The 606-nt window shown below is 39.6% G+C and carries 1 protein-coding gene; it reads left to right on the forward strand.

Annotation, left to right across the window (positions count from 1 at the left end; translation table 11 throughout):
- Window positions 1-138 precede the first annotated feature (138 nt).
- Window positions 139-483 carry a sugar phosphate nucleotidyltransferase gene (locus ICN44_RS12285; RefSeq protein WP_216264210.1) on the forward strand — a complete coding sequence of 115 codons (345 nt, stop codon included), beginning with the start codon at window positions 139-141 and terminating at the stop codon, window positions 481-483.
- Window positions 484-606: the final 123 nt, after the last annotated feature.

Raw genomic sequence — 606 nt, forward strand, 5'->3', positions numbered from 1 at the left:
TCAAAATCCCAACGATTTGGGTCTCTGTAAATCGTGACTTCTTCATATTGATTCTCCTGTTGTAAATACTGCCATAAACAACAGAAAACTCAACTTTTTAAATGTACGAATCTAAGGGGATACTACAGGGGGACTTGAATGCAAATAATAATTCCAATGTCTGGTTTCGGCGAGCGATTTAGAGCTGCCGGATATTCAGTTCCAAAACCCCTAATTGAGGTTGAGGGAAAGCCAATTATTGCCCATGTGATTGATATGTTTCCCGGCGAAACAAATTTCTTTTTTATTTGCAATCAAGAGCATTTGGATGAGCAGTCCTTTCATATGAAGGAAATCCTTCAAGCGTATTGTCCTACTGGTAGGGTGATTGGAATTTCTCCGCACAAATTAGGACCCATTCATGCAGTGTTTCAGATTGAAGCATTATTAAATCCCGATGAACAGACGGTTGTGAACTATTGTGATTTCACTTGCTACTGGTGAACTGCTGTCAATTTAGGTCCACTACCAAAGAGAGTTTTTCTATAGTAAATCATTGCAGCAACATGGGTTGATTTTGTATTATTTGGGGTACTTGGGTTTGGGGTGCTGGTGGTCTGTAACCTA

This window comes from Polynucleobacter sp. JS-Fieb-80-E5 (genome assembly GCF_018882015.1).
GTDB lineage: Bacteria > Pseudomonadota > Gammaproteobacteria > Burkholderiales > Burkholderiaceae > Polynucleobacter.

Coding starts and splice junctions, on each gene's coding strand:
- ICN44_RS12285 (WP_216264210.1), top strand. CDS start 139: ATGCAAATAATAATTCCAATGTCTGGTTTCGGCGAGCGATTTAGAGCT.